The following is a 21,657-nucleotide window of genomic DNA, read 5'->3' as shown; positions in this document are numbered from 1 at the left end:
GTCGCCTCGCAAGGGGCGCCGTTCATCAATGGAGATAGAGAAATGGCATTTTCAGTCAATTATGACAGCAGTTTCGGCAGCTACAGCATCCATAACTATCTGAACGAGTGGGCGTCGTCGTTTGGCGATATCAACCACACCAACGGTAATGTCACCGACTCCAACAGCGGCGGTTTCTACGGCGGCAGCCTGTCCGGCAGCCAATATGCCGTGACCAGCACCGCCAATAACATCACCTCGTTCGTGGCGGGCGGCAACCTGACCTACACCCTGTTCAACGCACCGGCGCACACCCTGTACGGTCAACTGGATTCCCTGTCGTTCGGCGACGGCCTGAACGGCGGCGGCTCTACGCCGTACAACATCCAGGTGCCTGACGTCAGCTTCGGCGGCCTGAATCTCAGCAGCCTGCAGGCGCAGGGCCACGATGGCGTGGTACACCAGGTGGTGTACGGCCTGATGTCCGGCGATACCGGCGCGCTGGAAACCGCGCTGAACGGCATCCTCGACGACTACGGTCTGAGCGTCAACTCCACCTTCGATCAGGTGGCGGCGGCGACGGCGGTGGGCGTGCAGCACGCCGACAGCCCGGAATTGCTGGCGGCCTGATCGCGGCCGTTTGCCCGCCGGCGCCGCGTGCCCCGGCGGGCGTTTTCTCGTTTTTAGCCGATGGAAAACGCCATGAAAAACGCCGTCAGGCGCGGAGAAGTGATGAGCGTGCTGGGCGCATACCGGCGCGGATTTTGGGGCATTGCGCTGTTTACCGCAGTGATCAACCTGCTGATGCTGGCCCCGGCGCTGTACATGCTGCAGGTCTACGATCGCGTGTTGCCGTCGGGCAACCGCATGACGCTGGCGATGCTGACCCTGATGGTGGTCGGCCTTTATCTGTTTATGGGCCTGCTGGAGTGGGTGCGCAGCCAGGTGGTGATCCGCCTTGGCGCCCAGATGGATATGCGCCTCAATCAGCGGGTCTACGACGCCGCCTTCGAAACCAACCTGAAAACCGGCAACCCGCTGGCGGGGCAGGCGCTGAACGATCTGACCAACCTGCGCCAGTTCGCCACCGGCAATGCGCTGTTCGCCTTTTTCGATGCCCCCTGGTTCCCGGTTTATCTGCTGGTGGTTTTTCTGCTCCATCCCTGGCTTGGCGCGTTGGCCAGCGCCGGGGTGATCGTGCTGGTGCTGCTGGCCTGGCTCAACCAGCGGGTGTCGCAGGCGCCGCTGGCGGAGGCCGGCCGCGTCGCGCTGAGCGCCACGCAACAGGCCAACGGCAACCTGCGCAATGCCGAAGCTATCGCCGCCATGGGCATGTTGACCGACTTGCGCCTGCGCTGGCTGCGGCAGCATCAGCAGTTCCTGCTGCTGCAGAACCGCGCCAGCGAGAAAATCGCCGCGGTCACTGCCTGGTCGAAAACCGTGCGGCTGGCGTTGCAGTCGCTGATGTTGGGCTGCGGCGCGCTGCTGGCGGTCAACGGCGACATTACGCCGGGCATGATGATCGCCGGATCGATCCTGATCGGCAGGGTGCTGGGGCCGATCGATCAGCTGATCGGCGCCTGGAAGCAGTGGTCATCGGCGCGCCAGTCCTTGCAGCGGCTGGAGGTGATGCTGGCCGCTAACCCGCCACGAATGCCGAGTCTGCCGCTGCCGGCACCCGGCGGTACATTGGTCGTGAATCAGTTGACCGCCAGTGCGCCAGGCGGCACGGCACCGGTGTTGCACGGCGTCAGTTTTCGCCTGGAGGCCGGCGAGGTGCTGGGCGTGATTGGCGCGTCCGGCTCCGGCAAAACCCTCCTAATGCGCCAACTGGTTGGCGCGCTGACGCCGCTCAGCGGCGACGTGCGGCTGGACGGTGCAGACATTCAGCAGTGGGACAAGCAACAACTCGGGCCGCATATCGGTTACTTGCCGCAGGATATCCAGCTGTTCGCCGGCACCCTGACGGACAACATCGCTCGCTTTGGGCAGGTCGACGCCGAGAAGGTGGTGGCCGCGGCGGCGCTGGCCGGCGTGCATCAGCTGATCCTGCATTTACCGAAAGGCTATGAGACCGAGCTGGGTGAAGGCGGCAGCGGCCTGTCCGGCGGCCAACGTCAGCGGGTGGCGCTGGCGCGCGCGCTGTATGGATCTCCGGCGCTGGTGGTGCTGGACGAACCGAACGCCAACCTCGATCGCGAAGGGGAAGGGGCGCTGCAGCAGGCGATCGAAGCGCTGAAGGCGCGTGGCACCACCATCGTGTTGGTGACCCACAAACCGGCGATCCTGGCGGCCACCGACAAATTGCTGGTGCTGAGCGCCGGCCAGGTACAGCACTTCGGCCCCAGCGACGCCATCCTGAAAAAACAGCCTGGTTTTGCGCCCGCCGCTGCCGCTGCATCGGCCAATGCCGGGCGCAGCAACGGCGGCTTCAACGTCAATTACGCCAACTTCGCCAAAACGGCCAGCGGTGAACGAAAAGTATGAGCAATCAGAGTGTGATTCCCGGCGATATCGACACCCTTTCCCGGCAGTTCGACGAAGGTCGCTACCTGCGGCTGGGAGGCTGGCTGGTGGTGCTGGGGTTTGGCGGTTTCCTGCTGTGGGGGCTGTTGGCGCCGCTGGACAAAGGCGTGCCGGTTTCCGGCAGCGTGGTGGTGGCGGGCAATCGCAAGGCGGTGCAGCACCCGAGCGGCGGCGTGGTGTCGCAGATTCAGGTGCATGAGGGCGACCGGGTCAGCGCCGGGCAGGTGCTGTTGTTGATGGATACCGTCGACAGCCGCACCCAGCGCGATGCGCTGCGCAGCCAGCAGTTGAGCAATGCCGCACAGCAGGCGCGGCTGCAAGCCGAGCGCGACGGCCTGCAAGCGATCGCTTTCCCGCCATCGCTGCAAGCGCGGCGAGAAGAGCCGGAAGTGATGTCACTGATGCTGCTGCAACAGCAGCTGTTCACCAGCCGCCGTGCGGCACTGCAGAGCGAGCTGGCGGCGATCGCGGAAAGCATCGCCGGATCGCAGGCGATGTTGGAAGGGGTTCGGCAGTCTTACGCCAGCAAACAGCGGCAAAAGGCCATGCTGCAGGAGCAACTGGGCGGCATGCGCAAGCTGGCGGCGCAAGGGTATGTGGCGCGCAATCGGCTGCTGGATCTGGAGGGGCAGCATGCGCAGATCGACGGCCAGGCATCCGAGGACAGCGGCAATATCGGCCGTCTGGGGCGCCAGATCCTGGAGCTGAAACTGCGGGCGATCCAGCGGCGGGAGGAGTATCAAAAAGAGGTCAGCAGCCAATTGGCCGAGGTACGGATGAAGCTGGACGAGCTGGATAACCGCCTGGCCAAGGCGGAGGCCGATCTGGGGCATACGCAGGTGAAAGCGCCGGTGGCGGGCACCGTGGTGGGGTTGAGCGTGTTCACCGAAGGCGGCGTGATTGGCGCCGGTCAGCAACTGATGGAGATCGTGCCCAGCGATCGCGGGCTGCAGGTAGAAGCGCGCATCCCGGTCGAGTTGATCGATAAAGTGCAGGTGGGGTTGCCGGTCGAATTGTTGTTCTCGGCGTTCAACCAAAGCACCACGCCGCGCGTCGAGGGCGAAGTAACGCTGGTCGGGGCCGATCGCCTGACCGACGAGAAAAGCGGCGCGCCTTATTACAGCGTGCGCGCCAAGGTCAGCGAAGAAGGATTGCAACGCTTGAGCGGGTTGGAGATCCGCCCGGGAATGCCGGTCGAAGGCTTCATCCGCACCGGTGAGCGTTCGATGATGAACTATCTGTTCAAACCGCTGACCGATCGCCTCCATTTGGCGCTGACGGAAGAGTGAGCATGTCGGTTTCGCCGCTGCCTTTCGCCGCGCCCGGTGCCACCATGCCCTGGCGCCGTTGTCTGGTGTTGGTGCTGGCGCTGCATCTGCTGGTTGCAGCGCTGTTTTGGCCCTGGCGAGACAAGGCCGAGCCACCGTGGGTACCGCCACCGGCGGTGATGGTGCTGATGGCCGCCGCACCGCAGGCCCCGGCCGAGGCGAAACAACCGCCGGGACAAAGGACGCCGCCGCCTCAGGTTGAACCGCCGGCGCCACCGGAGCCGTTACCGCTAGTGAAAGTGCCCGACGCCGCGCAGCCGAACATCGCCGTGCCGCCGAAACAGAAAAAACCGCCTAAGCCGGTGAAAAAAAACAATCTGCCCCGCACGCCGCCGCAGGAGAGAACCATCGCGCCGCCGAGGGTTCAGGATCACAACGCCGGCGCGCCGCCGCCGGGCCACGCGGATAAAACGGCCGCGCCGCAAACTCGCCTGACGCCCTATGTTCAGGCGGGGGAAGACAACTGGCGCAGCCGCATCAGCGGCCGCCTGAATCGTTTTAAGCGTTATCCTAAAGACGCATTGCGGCTGAAGCGCCAGGGCGTCGGGCAGGTGCGTTTCACGCTGGACAGACAGGGCCACGTGCTGGCGGTGACGCTGGTCAGCAGCGCCGGGCTGCCGTCGCTGGATCGCGAAATCCAGGCGCTGGTCAAACGCGCTTCGCCGCTGCCCACGCCGCCGTCGGACGCCTACGTCAACGGCACGGTGGAATTGACGCTGCCGATCGATTTCAGTTTGCGCGGCGCGGGTTTTTGACGCGGTTGTTTCATGGCGATGGCCTGAGCGTGACGCACGGAAACCTTTGCCTCTGCGCCGCGATCGCATTTCGCGCGAAAAACCAGTGACAGATCAACCGCAATCCCCCAATATGGATTTTCCATCAAGATGATTACGCGGGTGCCAGTCTATGCTGAAAGTGAATGAGTATTTTGCCGGAAAAGTGAAGTCTATCGGTTTTGACAGTAGCAGCATCGGTCTTACCAGCGTGGGTGTGATGGAAGAGGGTGAATACACCTTCTCCACCGCGCAGCCGGAAGAAATGACAGTGATCACCGGGGCGCTGAAAGTGCTGCTGCCGGGAGCGCCGGACTGGCAAGTGTTTACGCCGGGCGAGAAGTTCTTCGTGCCGGGGCACAGCGAGTTCAACCTGCAGGTGGCCGACGCCACCGCCTATCTGTGCCGCTACCTGAGCAAATAAATTTTGTTCGCTAGGGGAACGCAGGGCTCAGCGGATGCTGGGCCCTGGTCATTTCTGAGGCGAGATTAACGCTGGGCTTCGCCGCCGAGCGCTTCGATGGTGTTTTTGATCAACGCCGCCAGCTCGCTGGTCATCAGGATAAAGTCGGCGTCAAAGCGCTGGGCGAAGTCGTCGCGATCGATGTCGTCGTTCTGTTCGCGCAGCGTGTCGGCGAACTTCAGGCGCTTGAGCGAGCCGTCGTCCGACAGCATCAGCTGGATGCGCTCTTGCCAGTCCACCGCCAGCTTGGTCACCAGCTTGCCGGCTTCGATGTGCACCGCGATTTCGTCGCTGATCAGATTCTGCTTCTTGCAGCGGATTACGCCGCCTTCTTCCAGAATCGCTTTCAATTCCGCTTCATCCTGAATGGCGAAGCCGGCCGGCATCTCGCCGGAACGCACCCATTCGGTCAGCGTCAGTTCGATCGGGCTTTCCATGGTCAGCGGCACCACAGGCAGCGAGCCGAGGCTTTTACGCAGCAGCGCCAGCGTGTCTTCGGCGCGTTTGGCGCTGGCGGCGTCGACCATGATCAGATCGTTGACGGTGTCTATCCACATGAAGGTCTGGTTGAAGCGGCTGAACGCGCGCGGCAGCAGGCTGTGCAGCACTTCATCCTTCAGCGCGTCCTTCTCGGTTTTCTTCAGTTTGCGGTGTTGCTCCGCCTCCAGGCGCTCAATCTTGGCCTGCAGCTCTTGCTTGATCACCGGCGACGGCAGGATTTTCTCTTCCTTGCGCGCGCAGATGACGATCTGGCCGTTGACCGCGTGCGTCAGCGCATCGCTGTGCGAGCCCATCGGGGAGACCCAGCCGGTCTTCGCCATGTCCTGGCTGCCGCACGGCGTGAAGGCGAACGCGCTGAGTTGTTTTTCCATTTCATCCGCGTTTAACGCCACTTCGCGGCTCAAACGGTAAACCATCAAATTCTTAAACCACAGCATAATGTTATCCCTGGCTGGGCGTGCGTTCGGCACGCTGATTCGTCAAAAGCAGGGCGGCATGATAACGAATTGACGCTGAAAAATCGCCCCATTCTCTCCGAATTGCGTCGCTTTGCGCACCAGGGAAGGACGGGACGGAGAATGGGAAACAGGTGATTCATTCGCGCGCTTACATTAGGCTGTGACAACGCTGCGCGGCATCGAGGAGAAAAAATACGTGCGCATTGGCATCGACTTGGGTGGAACGAAAATTGAAGTGATCGCGTTGGCGAATGACGGGCGGGAGCTGTTTCGCCATCGCATCGCCACGCCGCGCCATGACTACCGGCAAACCCTGGCGGCGATCGCCGGGCTGGTGAAACTGGCGGAGGATCATACCGGCGAACGAGGATCGGTCGGGATCGGCATTCCCGGCACGCTGTCGCCGTTTACCGGGCGAGTAAAGAACGCCAACTCGGTGTGGCTCAACGGTCAGCCGCTGGATAAGGATCTGTCGGCCTTGCTGGCGCGCGAGGTGCGCATCGCCAACGACGCCAACTGCCTGGCGGTGTCGGAAGCCACCGATGGCGCCGGCGCCGGCGCGAAAACCGTGTTTGCGGTCATCATCGGCACCGGCTGCGGCGCCGGCGTGGCGCTGAACGGCCAGGCGCATGCCGGCGGCAACGGCATCGCCGGCGAATGGGGGCACAATCCGCTGCCGTGGCAGGATGACGATGAGCTGCGCTACGCCCGCGAAGTGCCGTGCTACTGCGGCAAGCCGGGCTGCATCGAAACCTTTATTTCTGGCACCGGTTTCGCCACCGACTATGCGCGCCTGAGCGGCAATGCGCTGCAAGGGCATGAGATCATGGCGCTGAGCGAGCGGGGCGATGCGTTGGCGGAGCAGGCGATTGGCCGCTACGAAATGCGATTGGCGAAATCGCTGGCGCACGTGATCAACATGCTGGATCCGGACGTGGTAGTGCTCGGCGGCGGCATGAGCAACGTGGATCGTCTGTATCGCACGGTGCCGCAACTGGTGAAAGGCTGGGTGTTCGGCGGCGAGTGTGAAACGCCGATCCGCAAGGCGGTTCACGGCGATTCCAGCGGCGTGCGCGGTGCGGCCTGGCTGTGGCCGCAACAGCAGCGCTAAGCGTTGCAACAAAGCGCGAGGCTGCTCGCGCTTTAAACCCTTCACTGTACAAAAACTGGACGGCGCTTTATGCTTTAGCTAACTTAGCTAAGGAGGACGCGTATGCCGATTCAGGCCAATATGCACGAAGCCAAATCCAATCTGAGCCAACTGGCGGACAGAGCCGCAGAGGGAGAAACCGTGATTATTGCAAAAGCAGGGAAGCCGTACGTACAGCTGGTCGCCATCAAGGGGGAAGCGCGCCGCCCTGGCGCCGCCAAGGGCAGGTTCACCGTGCCGGCGGATTTCAACGCCGGGGATGCGGCCATTGCGGCGCTGTTTGAGGGCGATGAATGAAGCGCCTGCTGCTGGATACCCACGCGTTGCTGTGGTGGCTGATCGATGACGCCTGCCTGGGCGCCAACGCCAAAAGGCAGATCGCCGATCCGGGCAATGCGGTGTACGTCAGCGCGGCCAGCATTTGGGAGATCTCGATCAAGCAGGCGCTGGGCAAGCTGGCGCTGCCGGAAGACATCTTTGCGATCATCGAGGCCGAAGATTTTCTGTCGCTGCCGATGGACGCCTTTCATTGCCAACAGGCCGGGCAGCTGCCGCCACACCATCAGGATCCTTTCGATCGCATGCTGATCGCGCAGGCGCAGGCCGAGGGGCTGACGCTGATTTCCGCCGACGCGGTGTTTCCGCAGTACGGCGTGCGGGTGGCGGACGCCCGCCGTTAAACCGGCTTTTCCTCGCTTTCGCTGCGCACCCGTTCGATATGAATGGTCAGGAACATCATCTCTTCCGTGGTGAGCTGGTGCTGATAGTGCTTTTCGATGTGGCGGTTGATCTTGCCGGCGCAGGCGAATGACTCGCGGTACTTCTCTTTCACCACCTGATACAGCGAGTCGTCGTCGCTGTCGACGTAGTTTTTCCCCAGCAGGCGCTGGGCGAAAAATTTCAAGTGGGTGACGAACCGGTGGTAGCTCAGGGATTCCTCGTTGTAATCAAAGCGGAAATGGTATTTGACCAGGTTGAGGATCTCTTGCATCACGCGGGTAATGTGCAGCGTGTTGTGCATCTCGTCGTTAAGCTGGGCGTTGACCAGATGCAGGGCAATAAATCCGGCTTCGTCTTCCGGCAGCGCGGTATCCAGCCGCTGGGCGATCAGAGCCAGCGCCTCCAGCCCGACGGCGAATTCGGCCGGGTAGAGTTTTTTAATCTCCCACAGCAGCGCATTTTTGATATCCAGCCCTTGCGCATGGCGCTGCAGGGCGAAATGGATGTGATCGGTGAGTGTGATGTAGACGATGTTATGCAACTTGCCCGGCAGGCGTTCACGGGCGAGGGTGATGATCCTGTCGGCAGTGGTGACGCAGGCCAATGGGATCTCGGCGAGCAGCTCTTTATAGCGCTCGGCGATTTCACCGCCGTTATGGGTGAACACCTTTTCGATCAGGCTTTCGTCCAGCGTATCGCCGGGCTTCTTTTTAAAGCCGATTCCTTTTCCCATCACCACCGTCTCTTCCTGACGGTCGTCCAGCGTAATCACCACGTTATTATTGAGTATTTTAGCGATTTTCATGGTTTTTCCCGGTGTTTCAGCATCCTGAAAACGAAAAAACCTGACGCCCGGAAGCGATCCCGGGCGTCAGGTTTTGCCTGTATTTTATGTTTCTGCCCTGCGGCCCTGAGCGGCGGAGGGGATACAGTAACAATCCTATTATGTTGGCATAATAACCCGTGCCCGCCGCAGCTCAACGCTTTTCACTGCGGAGTGCCGCCGCGGTCACACTTCTGCGCCGCGCGCGGCGGGATCATTCCAGCCTGAAGTGCGCCTCCAACCGGCTGACGCCGAGCCCGTTGACCTTTTTCACTTTGATCTGCACCGGAATGCGCTCTTTCATCGCCTCGACGTGACTGATCACGCCGATGGTTTTGCCGGAGGCGTTCAGACTGTCCAGCGCGTCCAGCGCGGTATCGAGGGTTTCGGCATCCAGCGTGCCGAAACCTTCGTCGAGGAACAGCGAGTCGATGCTGGTTTTGTGGCTGACCAGATCGGACAACGCCAGCGCCAGCGCCAGGCTGACCAGGAAACTCTCGCCGCCGGACAGGGTGCGGGTATCGCGCAGCGCGTCCGCCTGCCAGGTGTCCACCACCTGCAGCTCCAGCGCGTCGCTGGTCTTGCGCTGCAGCAGGTAGCGCCCGTGCAGCCGGCCGAGCTGGTTGTTGGCCAGGTAAACCAGATGATCGAGCGTCAGCCCCTGAGCGAAGCGGCGGAACTTGTCGCCTTCTTTTGAGCCGATCAGTTGGTTGAGGTAGCTCCAGTCGTCGTAGTCTTGCTGGCTGCGGGCGATCTGCTCGAACAGCGCCTGCTGATTGAGACGGCGTTCGGCGTCGCTTGCCAGCTGGTTGCGCAGTTCGCCCTGGCGCAGCTGCAGCGCCTTCAACTGCTGCGCCAGCTCGGCCAGCGATTGGGTGAACGCATCGAGATCCGCGTTGGCTTCATCCAGCCCTTCAGGGCGGTTCTGCCGGTGCTGCTCCAGCGTTTGCGTCGCCTGTGTCAGCAGGGCGGTGGCCTCTACCTGCCGCTGTTGCAACTGCTCTTTGCGCTGCTGCAATTCGCGGCGCAGGACATCGTCCAGCAGCGCGGCGGCGAAGGCGGTTTCATCGGCGAATTCGCTGTCGGCCAGCGCCTGCTGCCACTGCTGCTGCGCCTGCTGCAGCCGCTCCTGCATCTGGGTGTGTTGTTGTTGCAGCCCGGCCTGCTGGCCGGCCAGGCGCTCGCGCAGTTCCTGCGCCTTTTGCCACTGCTCGGCGGCCTGCAAACTGGCCTGTTCACAGGCGGTTTGTTTGGCGCGCAGCTGTTCGCGCACCTCGGCGACCTGTTGTTCGCCGAACAGCGCCAGCCGCTGCGCGCGTCGTTCGGCAAGGGTCTTCTCGCCTTCTTGCCAGCGTTGTTGCAACTCTTGCTGCTGTTGCAGGCTGTCGGCGTGGGCTTTCTGCAGCAGCGTAAAGCGTTCTTCGAGCAACGCCAGCTGTTGCTGCGTCTGCTGCTGCTGCGTTTGCAGAGCGATGAGCGCATCCTTCGCCTGCTGTACCGCCTGCGCCGCCTGTTCATGCTGCTGCAGCGCCTGTTGCCCGCGCCGTTCTTCGTCGTCGCAGCCGTTCAGCCAGGCGCTGAGTTGCTCGCCATCCGCCAGCGTAAAGTCGAACGCCAGCGGCGCGCTGAGCTGCCGCCACTGCTGCTGTTGGCCGGCCAGCTGTTGTTCATCCTGCGTGATGGTTTGCTGCTGACGCTGCAATTGCTGTTGCAGGTTGTCGTAACGGGCTCGCAGCTCGACGCCTTGTTTTTGCAATGCTTCGGTCTGGACTTTCATTTGCTCCAGACGTTGCGCGGTTTCTGACAGTTTTACCTCTTGGTATTGTTCTACCGCCGGGTGCTCGCATGAGCCGCACAGCGGGCAGGGGGCGCCGGGTTGCAAACGGGCGCGCTCGGCCTCCAGACCCACGATCCGTTGTTCCAGCGCATAGGTTTTTTCAACATCGGCCTGGTGGGCTTTCTGCTGCTTAAATCGCTGACGGATGAGTTCTAGCTGCGGTTCCAACTGGGTAAGTTCATGTTGACCGCTGTTTAGCTCTTGCCGCTGTTGTTCCAGCCGTTTAACGATTTGCTGCGATAAAGAGGATAGAGTAAACAGCTGCTGGCGCGTCGGGCGCAGATCTGCCAGGGCACTCAGGCGCTGGCGCAGCGGGGCCAGCGGCGTTTGCGCCTCCAGCGCTTGCTGCTGTTGCTGTTGAACGGCCAGCGCTTGGGTCAGCGTGTTCAACTGCTGCTGATGCTGTGCGGTCTGCGTCGTCAGTTGGCTGCGCTGGACGGTGAGCTGCTCCAGCGCGGTCTGCTGCTGGGCGCATTGCTGCGCGGCGGCATCGCCGGCCTGTCTACGTTCGGCCTGTGTCGACTGCAGTTGGGCTATTTGATGGTCAAGCGGCGCCACCTGGTCATCGATCAACTGTTGCTGTTGCCGCATGTGTTCGGCATGCGCTTGCTGCGCCTGGCGGGTTTTCTCCACCGCCTGCTGCAGCGGCGCCAGCTGCGCCGACTGCTGTTCCTGCTGTTGCGTCAGCTGGGCTGCCTGCTGTTGTATCGTCTGCAGCTCGGCGCGGCAGCGATCGCGTTCACCGCGCAGCGGCCGCAATTTCTCGGCCGGTTCGCTGAGCGCCAGCCGCTGCAGCTGCGGGGCGGCCTCCGTCTGCTCGCGCTGGGCGGTGTCCAGCCGCAATTGCCCCTCGCTTTGCTGTTGCCGGAGGCGTTGCCATTGCTGCAGCCAGCTCAGCGCCTGTTGCTGTTGCCGGGTTTGCTCGCCGAGAGCGCTTTCCTGCCCGCTCAGCGCCGCCAGCTGTTCGGTCAGAGACTGGCGCAGCTCGTCGTTCAGCAGTTCGATGCCGCTGGCGCGTTGGTGCAACGCATCCAGGTCGGTTTTGGCCTGCTTGTGCGACTCGAACACCTGTTCGGACAACCGCCCGTAGATTTCGGTGCCGGTCAGCTCTTCCAACAGCTCGGCGCGATCGTTGGCGTCGGCGTTGAGGAACGCGGCGAACTGCCCCTGAGACAGCATCATCGACTTGGTGAAGCGGCCGAAGTCCAGCCCGGTGATGGCGGCGGTGATCTCCAGCTTGTCGCGCACTTTGTCCGCCAGGATCTTGCCGTCCTCGCGGCGCGCCAGTTCGACCTTCGGCGCCTGCAGATTGCCGTCCGGCGCGTTTTTGGCGCGGCGCTGGCTCCAGAAGGCGCGATAGCCGATGCCCTTGACCTCGAACTCGACCTCCGCCAGCGATTCGGCGGTGTGGCGGGTCATCAGTTCATTCTGGCTTGGCGTGACGTTGAGACGCGGCGTCTGGTGGTACAGCGCCAGGCAAATGGCGTCCAGCAGGGTGGTTTTGCCCGCGCCGGTCGGGCCGGTAATGGCGAACAGACCGTTGCTGGCGAACGGCTCGGCGGTGAAGTCAATTTTCCATTCGCCCTGCAGCGAGTTGAGGTTTTTTAACCGCAGGCTGAGGATCTTCATGAATTCGTCTCCTCGGCGTTGTGTTGCACCGCCTCGACCACCTGGCGGAACAGTTGGTGCATCCGCCGTTGGCGCGCTTCGGGCATGTCGGCCTCCTGCGCCAGGCGCCGTTCGAACACCTCGTTGACGCTCAGCTCGTTGAGCGTTTCCTTATCCTGCTGCGCGATCGCCTGGCGGCGCTGCTCTTTACTGCGCCGCAGCAGCACCACTTCCACCGGCAGCGCATCCGCCATCAGCTGGATGCGGCGTTGGATATCGCTGAGGTAGTCCTGCGTCGCCACTTCGATATCCAGCCACACCGGCAGCTCGCCGGCATAATCGGCAAATTGCCGCAGCTGCCGTTCGATCTCGGCCAGATCGCCTTTGATCAGTTGCATGGGCTGAAACTGCGGGATCGTTAACGTTTCTACCCGCTGCAAAGCGCCGTCGGCGAAATCCACCAGGAAGACGCTTTTGGCTTTGCCCAGCTCATCGAAGCTCAGCGGGATCGGCGAGCCGCTATAGCGAATATGCTCCGATTTGGCGACGTTCTGCGCGCGGTGAATGTGGCCCAGCGCGATATAGTCGGCGGGGGGGAAGGCCTGCGCCGGGAAGGCGTCGAGGGTGCCGATATAGATGTCGCGCACCGAGTCGGAGGTGGTAACGCCGACGGTGGTCAGGTGGCCGGTGGCGACGATCGGCAGCGGCAGGCCCAACTGGTCGCGGCGCTCGCAGGCCGCCTGATACAGCGTTTGATAATGTTCGGCGATGGCTTCCTGCAACGCCTGCTGTTTCTGCGCGCCGGATTCGCCGGCGCGGCTGGTGAGCAGATCGCGCGGCCGCAGGAACGGGATGGCGCACAGCACCGCGCCCGGCTGGCCGTCGCGTTGGTTAAGCACCACGATCTGCTGTTCCGGGGCGCCCTGCGCGCTGGCGATTACCGTGGTGTTCAGGCAGGAAAGCAGTTCACGCGATTCGTTCAGCGTCGCGACCGAATCGTGGTTGCCGCCCAGCACCACCAGCTGGCAGCCGGTGCGCTGCAGTTCCACCACGAAGCGGTTGTACAGCTCGCGGGCATAGCTGGGCGGCGAGCCGGTATCGAACAGATCTCCGGCGACGATCAGCGCATCCACCTGCTGCTGATCTACCTGTTCGATCAGCCAGTTCAGAAAAGCCTGGTGCTCGGCGGCGCGGCTTTTGGTGAAAAAGTACTGGCCAAGGTGCCAGTCAGAGGTGTGGATCAGGCGCATGACACTCCCGGATGTAAAGATAATGGCGATGATTATAAAGGCGGCGGCGGCGGCTGTCCCGGCGCAATGATGATGACAACCGGATGATTTTTCGTTACTGCGGGAAATAATCGCTATGCTTACTGCCTATAACAGCCGGTTTTTTTCATAAAAGTGTCACAAAACTGACGCATAATGGCGCCCGAAAAGTCGCTAACACATTGGCAGGATTGACGATGGCAAGACGCATACTGGTGGTGGAAGACGAAGCGCCGATCCGTGAGATGGTGTGCTTTGTGTTGGAACAGAATGGTTACCAACCGTTGGAAGCCGAAGATTATGACAGCGCCGTGACGCGTCTGTCTGAGCCGTTCCCTGATTTGGTGTTGCTTGACTGGATGTTGCCCGGCGGTTCCGGCATTCAGTTTATCAAACATATGAAGCGCGAAGCGCTGACCCGCGATATCCCGGTGATGATGTTGACCGCGCGCGGCGAAGAAGAAGACCGGGTGCGCGGCCTGGAAGTGGGGGCGGATGATTACATCACCAAGCCGTTCTCGCCCAAGGAGCTGGTGGCGCGCATCAAAGCGGTCATGCGCCGCATTTCGCCGATGGCGGTGGAAGAAGTGATTGAAATGCAAGGGTTGAGCCTGGATCCGTCCTCCCACCGCGTAATGGCGAACGATCAGGCGCTGGACATGGGGCCGACCGAGTTCAAGCTGCTGCACTTCTTTATGACCCACCCGGAGCGGGTTTATAGCCGCGAGCAGTTGCTTAATCACGTCTGGGGCACTAACGTTTATGTGGAAGACCGTACCGTTGACGTGCATATCCGTCGGCTCCGCAAGGCGTTAGAAACCAGTGGGCATGATAAAATGGTTCAAACCGTTCGGGGCACCGGCTACCGGTTCTCAACGCGCTACTGATCGCGCCGCGCTGGAGAATATGCCGTGTTAGAACGTCTGTCGTGGAAGAGGCTGGCTTTGGAGCTGGCTCTTTTCTGTCTGCCCGCCTTACTGCTGGGGCTGATTTTTGGTTATCTGCCCTGGTTCCTGCTGGCTTCTGCGCTGGCTGCGCTGGTGTGGAATTTCTACAACCAGCTCAAACTCTCCCATTGGCTGTGGATCGACCGCAGCATGACGCCGCCGCCCGGCCGCTGGAGCTGGGAGCCGCTGTTCTATGGCCTGTATCAGATGCAGCAGCGCAACCGCCGCCGCCGGCGCGAGCTGGCGCTGCTGATCAAGCGCTTTCGCAGCGGGGCCGAATCGCTGCCTGACGCGGTGGTGATGACCACCGTCGAAGGCAATATCTTCTGGTGCAACGGGCTGGCGCAGCATCTGCTCGGCTTTCGTTGGCCGGAAGACAACGGCCAGCACATCCTTAACCTGCTGCGTTATCCGGAATTCAGCCACTATCTGCAACAGCAGGAGTTTTCGCGCCCGCTGACGCTGCAGTTGAACAACGAACACTACGTCGAATTCCGCGTGATGCCGTATTCCGAAGGGCAACTGCTGATGGTGGCGCGCGACGTCACCCAGATGCGTCAGTTGGAGGGCGCGCGGCGCAACTTCTTCGCCAACGTCAGCCATGAGCTGCGTACGCCGCTGACGGTGCTGCAGGGCTATCTGGAGATGATGGGCGATGAAGAGCAGGACGGTTCGCTGCGCAGCAAGGCGCTGAGCACCATGCAAGAGCAGACCCGCCGGATGGACGGGCTGGTCAAGCAACTGCTGACGCTGTCGCGCATCGAGGCGGCGCCCAATGTCGACATGAACGAGCGGGTGGATATTCCGCTGATGCTGCGGGTGTTGCAGCGTGAGGCGCAATCGCTGAGCGGCGGCAATCACGAGATCACCTTCCGGGTGAACGAACAGCTCAACGTGTTCGGCAATGAAGACCAGTTGCGCAGCGCGGTGTCTAACCTGGTGTACAATGCGGTCAACCACACGCCGAAGGGCACCCATATCGAAGTCAGCTGGCAGCAGACGGCGCATGGCGCGCAGTTCCAGGTCAGCGACAACGGGCCGGGCATCGCCGCCGAGCACCTGCCGCGCCTGACCGAGCGTTTCTACCGCGTCGACAAGGCCCGCTCGCGCCAGACCGGCGGCAGCGGGCTGGGGCTGGCGATCGTCAAGCACGCGCTCAGCCATCACGACGCGCGGCTGGAGATCCTCAGCGAACCGGGGATCGGCACCCGCTTTATCTTTACCTTGCCCAATCGGTTGATTGTTCCCGCCGCTTTATCAGAGAATGCGGTGAAAAATTAACGCGAGACACCGGTATGACCCGAATCACCCGAGGGCTGTTGCTTTGCCTGGCGCTGCTGGCCGGACGCGGCGCGCTGGCGCAGCCTGACGGCATGTTGGCGGGCAACCTGTCCAGCGTCGGCTCCGACACCCTGGCGAATCTGATGGCGCTGTGGGCGCAGGATTTCAGCCAGCATTATCCCAACGTCAACCTGCAGATCCAGGCCGCCGGTTCGTCGACCGCGCCGACCGCGTTGGCGGCGGGCGCCGCGCAGCTGGGCCCGATGAGCCGGCCGATGAAGGCGGCCGAGGTTTCGGCGTTCGAACACCGTTACGGCTATGCGCCGCTGGCGGTGCCGGTAGCGGTGGATGCGCTGGTGGTGTTGGTGCATCAGGACAATCCGCTGCGCGGCCTCAACCTGCAGCAGCTCGACCGCATTTTCTCCGCCACCCGGCGCTGCGGCGAAAGCCAGCCGCTGACGCGCTGGGGCGAGCTGGGGCTGCGCGGCGACTGGGCGACGCGCTCGCTGCAACGCTTCGGCCGCAACTCGGCGTCCGGCACCTACGGCTATTTCAAACTGCGCGCGCTGTGCGGCGGCGATTTCATGCCGCGCGTCAATGAGCTGCCCGGTTCGGCCTCGGTGGTGCAGGCGGTGGCCGGTTCGCTCAACGGCATCGGCTACGCCAGCATCGGTTTTCGCGCCAGCGGCGTGCGGCTGCTGCCGCTGGCGGAGTCGGGAGAAGACTATGTCGCGCCTACCGCCGCCAACGTGCGCAACGATCGCTACCCGCTGTCGCGCTATCTGTATATCTACATCAATAAAGCCCCCCATCAACCGCTGGAGCCGCTGACCGCCGCGTTTCTCGATCGCGTGCTGTCGACACCAGGGCAAAGCCTGGTCAATCACGACGGCTATCTGCCACTGCCGCCGGCCGCGCTGCAGAAGACCCGCCAGGCGCTCGGGTTGCCACCGCTCGCGCCGGCCACGGTGCAATAAGCGACAAAAAGCGGCGTAATTTTCGCCTTTTTTCACGGCAAAACGGAGCTTATACCACGCGAAAATCGGGCATTTATTGGCGTTTTCGCGCGGTAAAGTGATATATGCTTCACGTTTCGTGAATTCGTTGTTCAAAAATGATACAAATCATGTAGTGTATATTTATTGATAGCCAATATGATCGACTGGTGGCTAAAGTTTATATGGTCGATAGCTCTGCTTTTCGCCGTGCGTCTTGCCTTGAAGCGCTATAAACGTTTACCTTAGCCTTCGTTGTCGGATTAAACCTCCATTTTTATAACTCCTAAAATTTTGCCCATCTTCATGAGCGGCCACTTTCGAATAGGGACATAAACGCCGGATCGACTGCGTTTAGGGTGCTTATTTGGCGCGGCGACGATCGGGCATGCCGGCAACCGGGTGGGGCGTTTCGCCACCACGCTATCGGACACTATTTTTCATTTGAACAGGCAACACGACATCGTATGAGTCATCGTTTAACGTCAAAAGATATCCTGGCACTGGGCTTTATGACCTTTGCCTTATTCGTCGGGGCCGGGAACATCATCTTCCCGCCGATGGTCGGCTTGCAGTCCGGTGAACATGTATGGACTGCGGCGCTGGGCTTCCTGATCACCGCCGTGGGCCTGCCGGTCATCACCGTCATCGCGCTGGCGCGCGTCGGCGGCGGCATCGACGCCCTCAGTTCGCCGATCGGCCGCGGCGCCGGCCTGCTGCTGGCGACCGTCTGCTACCTGGCCGTCGGCCCGCTGTTCGCCACGCCGCGCACCGCCACCGTGTCCTTTGAGGTGGGCATCGCCCCGCTGACCGGCGACGGCGCCATGCCGCTGTTCATCTATAGCCTGGTTTATTTCGCGCTGGTGATCGGCATCTCTCTGTATCCGGGCCGCCTGCTCGATACCGTTGGCCATGTGTTGGCGCCGCTGAAGATCGTCGCGCTGGCCGTACTGGGCATCGCCGCGCTGCTGTGGCCTGCCGGCGCGCCGATTCCGGCGACGACGGCTTATCAGAGCGTGCCTTTCTCCTCCGGCTTCGTTAACGGCTATCTGACCATGGATACGCTGGGCGCGCTGGTGTTCGGCATCGTTATCGTCAACGCGGCGCGCTCGCGCGGCGTGAAAGACGCCGGCCTGTTGACCCGTTACACCATTCTGGCCGGTTTGATCGCCGGCGTGGGCCTGACGCTGGTGTACCTGAGCCTGTTCAAGCTGGGTTCCGGCAGCGGCGCGCTGGTGCCTGACGCCACCAACGGCGCGGTGATCCTGCACGCTTACGTTCAGAACACCTTCGGCGGCCTGGGCAGCTTCTTCCTGGCGGCGCTGATCTTCATCGCCTGCATGGTGACCGCGGTAGGCCTGACCTGCGCCTGCGCCGAGTTCTTCGCGCAATACCTGCCGTTCTCTTACAAGACGCTGGTGTTTATCCTGGGACTGTTCTCGATGGTGGTGTCCAACCTCGGCCTGAGCCACCTGATCCAGATCTCCATTCCGGTGCTGACCGCGATTTACCCGCCGTGCATCGTGCTGGTGGTGCTGAGCTTCACCCTGCGTTGGTGGCACAGCGCGCCGCGTATCATCGCGCCGGTGATGCTTGTCAGCCTGTTGTTTGGTATCCTTGACGCGGTGAAAGCGTCCAGCTTCCAGCAACTGCTGCCGGCCTGGACCACTCACCTGCCGCTGGCGGAGCAGGGGTTGGCATGGTTGCCGCCTTCGCTGCTGATGCTGGTGCTGGTCGCGATTTATGATCGGGTGTGCACGCGTTCCCAAGTGACCGCGCACTGATAATCCCCCGGCTTAATCCAGGGCCACGGACATGTCCGTGGCTTTTTTACGTTTAAAACTATGGGTCATCTTCATGCAACAACAGTCACCCACCACCGCCTCCGACAATAAGCTGAAACGCGGCCTCAGTACGCGCCATATTCGCTTTATGGCGCTGGGGTCGGCCATCGGCACCGGGTTGTTCTACGGCTCGGCGGACGCCATCAAAATGGCCGGCCCGAGCGTGCTGCTGGCTTACCTGATCGGCGGCATCGTGGCCTTCATCATCATGCGCGCACTGGGAGAGATGTCGGTCAATAACCCGCAGGCCAGCTCATTTTCCCGCTACGCGCAGGACTACCTCGGCCCGATGGCGGGTTACATCACCGGCTGGACTTACTGCTTTGAAATCCTGATTGTCGCCATCGCCGACGTGACCGCCTTCGGCATCTATATGGGCGTCTGGTTCCCGGAAGTGCCGCACTGGATCTGGGTGCTGAGCGTGGTGCTGATCATCGGCGCCATCAACCTGATGAGCGTCAAGGTGTTCGGCGAGCTGGAGTTCTGGTTCTCGTTCTTCAAGGTCGCCACCATCATCATCATGATCGCGGCCGGCATCGGCATCATCATCTGGGGTATCGGCAACGGCGGGCAACCGACCGGCATTCATAACCTGTGGTCGAACGGCGGCTTCTTCAGCAACGGCGTTATCGGCATGATCCTGTCGCTGCAGCTGGTGATGTTCGCTTACGGCGGCATTGAAATCATCGGCATCACCGCCGGCGAAGCCAAAGATCCGAAAAAATCGATTCCCAAAGCCATCAACTCGGTGCCGTGGCGCATTCTGGTGTTCTACGTCGGTACGCTGTTTGTCATCATGTCGATCTACCCGTGGAACCAGGTGGGCACCAACGGCAGCCCGTTCGTGCTGACCTTCCAGCATATGGGCATCACCGTGGCGGCAGGCATCCTCAACTTCGTGGTGATCACCGCTTCGCTGTCGGCGATCAACAGCGACGTGTTCGGCGTCGGTCGCATGCTGCACGGCATGGCCGAACAGGGGCACGCGCCGAAGATGTTCAGCAAGGTGTCGAAACGCGGCATTCCCTGGGTGACGGTAGTGGTGATGATGCTGGCGCTGTTGCTGGCGGTGTACCTCAACTACATCATGCCAGAGAGCGTGTTCCTGGTGATCGCCTCCCTGGCGACCTTCGCCACCGTGTGGGTGTGGATCATGATCCTGTTCTCCCAAATCGCCTTCCGCCGCAGCCTGAGCAAAGAGCAGGTGAAGCAGCTGGCGTTCCCGCTGCGCGGCGGGGTGTTCACCTCGGTGGTGGCGATCGTGTTCCTGGTATTCATCATCGGCCTGATCGGCTATTTCCCGACCACGCGCGTCTCGCTGTACGCCGGCCTGGTCTGGGTGGTGTTGCTGCTGGCGGGGTACTGGTTCAAGGTCAACCGCCAGAAAAAACGCGCGCTGCTGGCGACGCAGCAAGACTAAATGGAAAAACACCGGCTGAGGCCGGTGTTTTTTTAGGGGTTATCTTCCACTTCCTCATCCCCGGCGGCGCGCGCTTCGATGCGCATACCGCCGTCGTTCAGGCGTTCCTCCTCTTCCTCGCCGGCGCAGCGTGCCAGCACTTCGCGAATGTCCTGCAGGTTGCTGCTCAGAGCGCTCAGCGAAGGTTGCAGATTGCGGGGCATGCGGCTTTCATCCAGCGATGCGCTGTGCAGGCAGCCGATAAACAGCAGCGTGGCCATCAGGGTGAACAGCCGATGACGTAACCGTTTCAGCAAGAGCTTTCCCTCTCGGTGGTGAAGGTGATGGCGCATTAACGCCGTTTTCACCGGGGAAAAGAAGGGGATGGAGATATCTGCTGACAATTGAAAGCGAATAATTACCAGCAGACACAGTTACGTCAGCCGACGTCAGGAAGCGTTCGCGCTTTGTCGCAGCATGCCGCGCAGGTCGTTGCCGGTCGGCGTCTGATGCACGCGCAGGCCGAACTCGTCGATCACCGCCAGGATATGGTCGAAAATATCCGCCTGAATGCTTTCATACTCCGCCCAGACCGTGGTGTTGGTGAAGGCGTAGATTTCCAGCGGCAGGCCCTCCGGCGTCGGCGCCAGCTGGCGCACCATCAGCGTCATGTTCAGGTGAATACGCGGATGAGCGCGCAGGTAGGCTTCCAGATAGGCGCGCAGCGTGCCGAGGTTGGTGAGACGGCGGCCGTTGAGCGGCGAGGCCAGATCGACGGCGATCTCCTGGTTGTGCTGGCTCAGCTCCTGGGTTTTGTTATTCAGATAGCTGTGCAGCAGCGGGTTGCGCTGCAGGCGGCGCTGTTCCTCTTCCGACAGGAAGTGCACGCTGCTGGTGTCGATATTCAAGCTGCGCTTGATGCGGCGCCCGCCGGATTCCGACATCGAACGCCAGTTCTTGAATGAGTCGGAGATCAGCGCGTAGGTGGGGATGGTGGTGACGGTGTTGTCCCAGTTGCGCACTTTGACCGTGGTCAGGCCGATGTCGGTGACCGCGCCGTCGGCGCCGTATTTCGGCATTTCCAGCCAGTCGCCGATCTTGAGCATATCGTTGGCGGAGAGCTGAATACCGGCCACCAGCCCGAGGATCGGATCCTTGAACACCAACATCAAGACCGCGGTCATGGCGCCCAGGCCGCTGAGCAGCAGCAGCGGCGATTTGCCCATCAGCAATGAGACGATCATGATGCCGATCAGGATCGCCGCCACCAGTTTCAGGCCCTGGAAAATGCCGCGCAGCGGCAGCTGATTGGAAATCGGGCTTTGGCGCAGCAGCGCCAGCAGCGTATCCAGCAGCGAGAACAGCGACAGCAGGGTGAAGGCGAGGATCCACACCTGCGCGGCGGTGACGATCACCGCCTGGGTCTGGCTGCCGCTCTGCAGCCACAGCGTCGCCTGGATACTGATGATCACCCCTTGCAGCAGCAGCGCCACGCGCTGGAACAGTTTGTATTGGGTGATGGCCTGTTGCCAGACACGCTGCGATTGCTGGCCACGGCGCTGAAGAGCAGCCAACACCACCCGGTGCAGCACCAGGTGGATCGCTACCGAGATCAGAACAATCAACCCCAATACCATCAACAGCGACATCACTCCGCCGAATTCCAAACCAAACTGTTCCAGCCAGCGCGTTATCTGTTGTTGCATTACCGCTCCTTAAAAAATGCGCAAAAAATATCCTGTAAACTTAAAACGCGT

Annotated in this window: 19 protein-coding genes; 13 read left to right on the top strand and 6 right to left on the bottom strand. The window is 61.7% G+C overall.

Features of this window, described 5'->3' with window-relative positions; translation table 11 throughout:
• The first annotated feature begins 42 nt into the window (after positions 1 to 42).
• The 5 genes from ACOWVD_RS13395 (at position 43) to ppnP (ending at position 5,030) form a co-directional block, all read left to right on the top strand.
• Positions 43 to 609, top strand: a complete 567-nt coding sequence (locus tag ACOWVD_RS13395; protein ID WP_004940479.1) for a heme acquisition protein HasA — start codon at positions 43 to 45, stop codon at positions 607 to 609.
• A 72-nt stretch (positions 610 to 681) separates the two neighbouring features.
• A complete protein-coding gene (locus ACOWVD_RS13390) occupies positions 682 to 2,466 on the top strand; it encodes a type I secretion system permease/ATPase (protein ID WP_421105669.1) in 1,785 nt (594 codons plus the stop codon).
• On the top strand, positions 2,463 to 3,794 hold the full coding sequence (locus ACOWVD_RS13385) for an HlyD family type I secretion periplasmic adaptor subunit (protein ID WP_021504697.1): 1,332 nt from the start codon (positions 2,463 to 2,465) through the stop codon (positions 3,792 to 3,794). The genes ACOWVD_RS13390 and ACOWVD_RS13385 overlap by 4 nt, the downstream gene beginning before the upstream one ends.
• 2 nt (positions 3,795 to 3,796) lie before the next feature.
• Entirely contained in the window at positions 3,797 to 4,588 is a 792-nt protein-coding gene (locus ACOWVD_RS13380; protein WP_049242830.1) for an energy transducer TonB, read from the top strand.
• Positions 4,589 to 4,739: 151 nt separating this feature from the next.
• Positions 4,740 to 5,030: a pyrimidine/purine nucleoside phosphorylase gene (gene ppnP, locus ACOWVD_RS13375; RefSeq protein WP_004940463.1), complete on the top strand. Its 291-nt coding sequence runs from the start codon at positions 4,740 to 4,742 to the stop codon at positions 5,028 to 5,030.
• 65 nt (positions 5,031 to 5,095) lie between these two features.
• On the opposite strand, the gene rdgC is transcribed toward ppnP, so the two are convergent.
• Positions 5,096 to 6,007: a recombination-associated protein RdgC gene (rdgC, locus tag ACOWVD_RS13370; RefSeq protein WP_004940461.1), complete on the bottom strand. Its 912-nt coding sequence runs from the start codon at positions 6,005 to 6,007 to the stop codon at positions 5,096 to 5,098.
• Positions 6,008 to 6,224: 217 nt separating this feature from the next.
• On the opposite strand from rdgC, the gene mak reads away from it, so the two are divergent.
• From mak to ACOWVD_RS13355, 3 genes are all read left to right on the top strand, one after another.
• Positions 6,225 to 7,139: a fructokinase gene (mak, locus tag ACOWVD_RS13365; protein WP_031300025.1), complete on the top strand. Its 915-nt coding sequence runs from the start codon at positions 6,225 to 6,227 to the stop codon at positions 7,137 to 7,139.
• A 102-nt stretch (positions 7,140 to 7,241) separates the two neighbouring features.
• On the top strand, positions 7,242 to 7,475 hold the full coding sequence (locus tag ACOWVD_RS13360; protein ID WP_004940455.1) for a type II toxin-antitoxin system Phd/YefM family antitoxin: 234 nt from the start codon (positions 7,242 to 7,244) through the stop codon (positions 7,473 to 7,475).
• Complete coding sequence (locus ACOWVD_RS13355; protein ID WP_015376820.1) at positions 7,472 to 7,858, top strand: type II toxin-antitoxin system VapC family toxin; 387 nt, start codon at positions 7,472 to 7,474, stop codon at positions 7,856 to 7,858. Before ACOWVD_RS13360 ends, ACOWVD_RS13355 begins: the two co-directional genes overlap by 4 nt.
• On the opposite strand, the gene licT is transcribed toward ACOWVD_RS13355, so the two are convergent.
• From licT to sbcD, 3 genes are all read right to left on the bottom strand, one after another.
• Positions 7,855 to 8,703: a BglG family transcription antiterminator LicT gene (gene licT / locus ACOWVD_RS13350; protein ID WP_004940446.1), complete on the bottom strand. Its 849-nt coding sequence runs from the start codon at positions 8,701 to 8,703 to the stop codon at positions 7,855 to 7,857. The two genes, ACOWVD_RS13355 and licT, sit on opposite strands and share 4 nt — an antisense overlap.
• A 232-nt stretch (positions 8,704 to 8,935) precedes the next feature.
• Positions 8,936 to 12,187, bottom strand: a complete 3,252-nt coding sequence (gene sbcC / locus ACOWVD_RS13345) for an exonuclease subunit SbcC (protein ID WP_421105668.1) — start codon at positions 12,185 to 12,187, stop codon at positions 8,936 to 8,938.
• Positions 12,184 to 13,416: an exonuclease subunit SbcD gene (sbcD, locus tag ACOWVD_RS13340; RefSeq protein ID WP_164095458.1), complete on the bottom strand. Its 1,233-nt coding sequence runs from the start codon at positions 13,414 to 13,416 to the stop codon at positions 12,184 to 12,186. The genes sbcC and sbcD overlap by 4 nt, the downstream gene beginning before the upstream one ends.
• A gap of 215 nt (positions 13,417 to 13,631) precedes the next feature.
• On the opposite strand from sbcD, the gene phoB reads away from it, so the two are divergent.
• The 5 genes from phoB (at position 13,632) to proY (ending at position 19,921) form a co-directional block, all read left to right on the top strand.
• The gene (gene phoB, locus ACOWVD_RS13335) at positions 13,632 to 14,321 is read left to right on the top strand and encodes a phosphate response regulator transcription factor PhoB (RefSeq protein ID WP_004940438.1); all 690 of its coding nucleotides are present in this window, start codon (positions 13,632 to 13,634) and stop codon (positions 14,319 to 14,321) included.
• A 24-nt stretch (positions 14,322 to 14,345) separates the two neighbouring features.
• A complete protein-coding gene (gene phoR, locus ACOWVD_RS13330) occupies positions 14,346 to 15,662 on the top strand; it encodes a phosphate regulon sensor histidine kinase PhoR (protein WP_004940434.1) in 1,317 nt (438 codons plus the stop codon).
• A gap of 14 nt (positions 15,663 to 15,676) precedes the next feature.
• Positions 15,677 to 16,639, top strand: a complete 963-nt coding sequence (locus ACOWVD_RS13325) for a PstS family phosphate ABC transporter substrate-binding protein (protein ID WP_004940432.1) — start codon at positions 15,677 to 15,679, stop codon at positions 16,637 to 16,639.
• Between the two features lie 485 nt (positions 16,640 to 17,124).
• Positions 17,125 to 18,441, top strand: a complete 1,317-nt coding sequence (gene brnQ, locus ACOWVD_RS13320) for a branched-chain amino acid transport system II carrier protein (RefSeq protein ID WP_015376824.1) — start codon at positions 17,125 to 17,127, stop codon at positions 18,439 to 18,441.
• Positions 18,442 to 18,514: 73 nt separating this feature from the next.
• A complete protein-coding gene (gene proY / locus ACOWVD_RS13315) occupies positions 18,515 to 19,921 on the top strand; it encodes a proline-specific permease ProY (RefSeq protein WP_004940425.1) in 1,407 nt (468 codons plus the stop codon).
• Between the two features lie 32 nt (positions 19,922 to 19,953).
• On the opposite strand, the gene ACOWVD_RS13310 is transcribed toward proY, so the two are convergent.
• Both ACOWVD_RS13310 and ACOWVD_RS13305 read right to left on the bottom strand, forming a co-directional pair.
• Positions 19,954 to 20,217, bottom strand: a complete 264-nt coding sequence (locus tag ACOWVD_RS13310; RefSeq protein WP_049242823.1) for a hypothetical protein — start codon at positions 20,215 to 20,217, stop codon at positions 19,954 to 19,956.
• Positions 20,218 to 20,349: 132 nt separating this feature from the next.
• Positions 20,350 to 21,606, bottom strand: a complete 1,257-nt coding sequence (locus ACOWVD_RS13305) for a mechanosensitive ion channel family protein (RefSeq protein WP_076740510.1) — start codon at positions 21,604 to 21,606, stop codon at positions 20,350 to 20,352.
• Positions 21,607 to 21,657 lie beyond the last annotated feature (51 nt).

The organism is Serratia sp. SA088 (assembly GCF_049065515.1).
In the GTDB taxonomy this organism is placed as follows: Bacteria; Pseudomonadota; Gammaproteobacteria; order Enterobacterales; family Enterobacteriaceae; genus Serratia; species Serratia nematodiphila.
The sequence above is the reverse complement of the archived record's forward strand: the minus strand, read 5'-3'. Positions and strand labels throughout refer to the sequence as shown.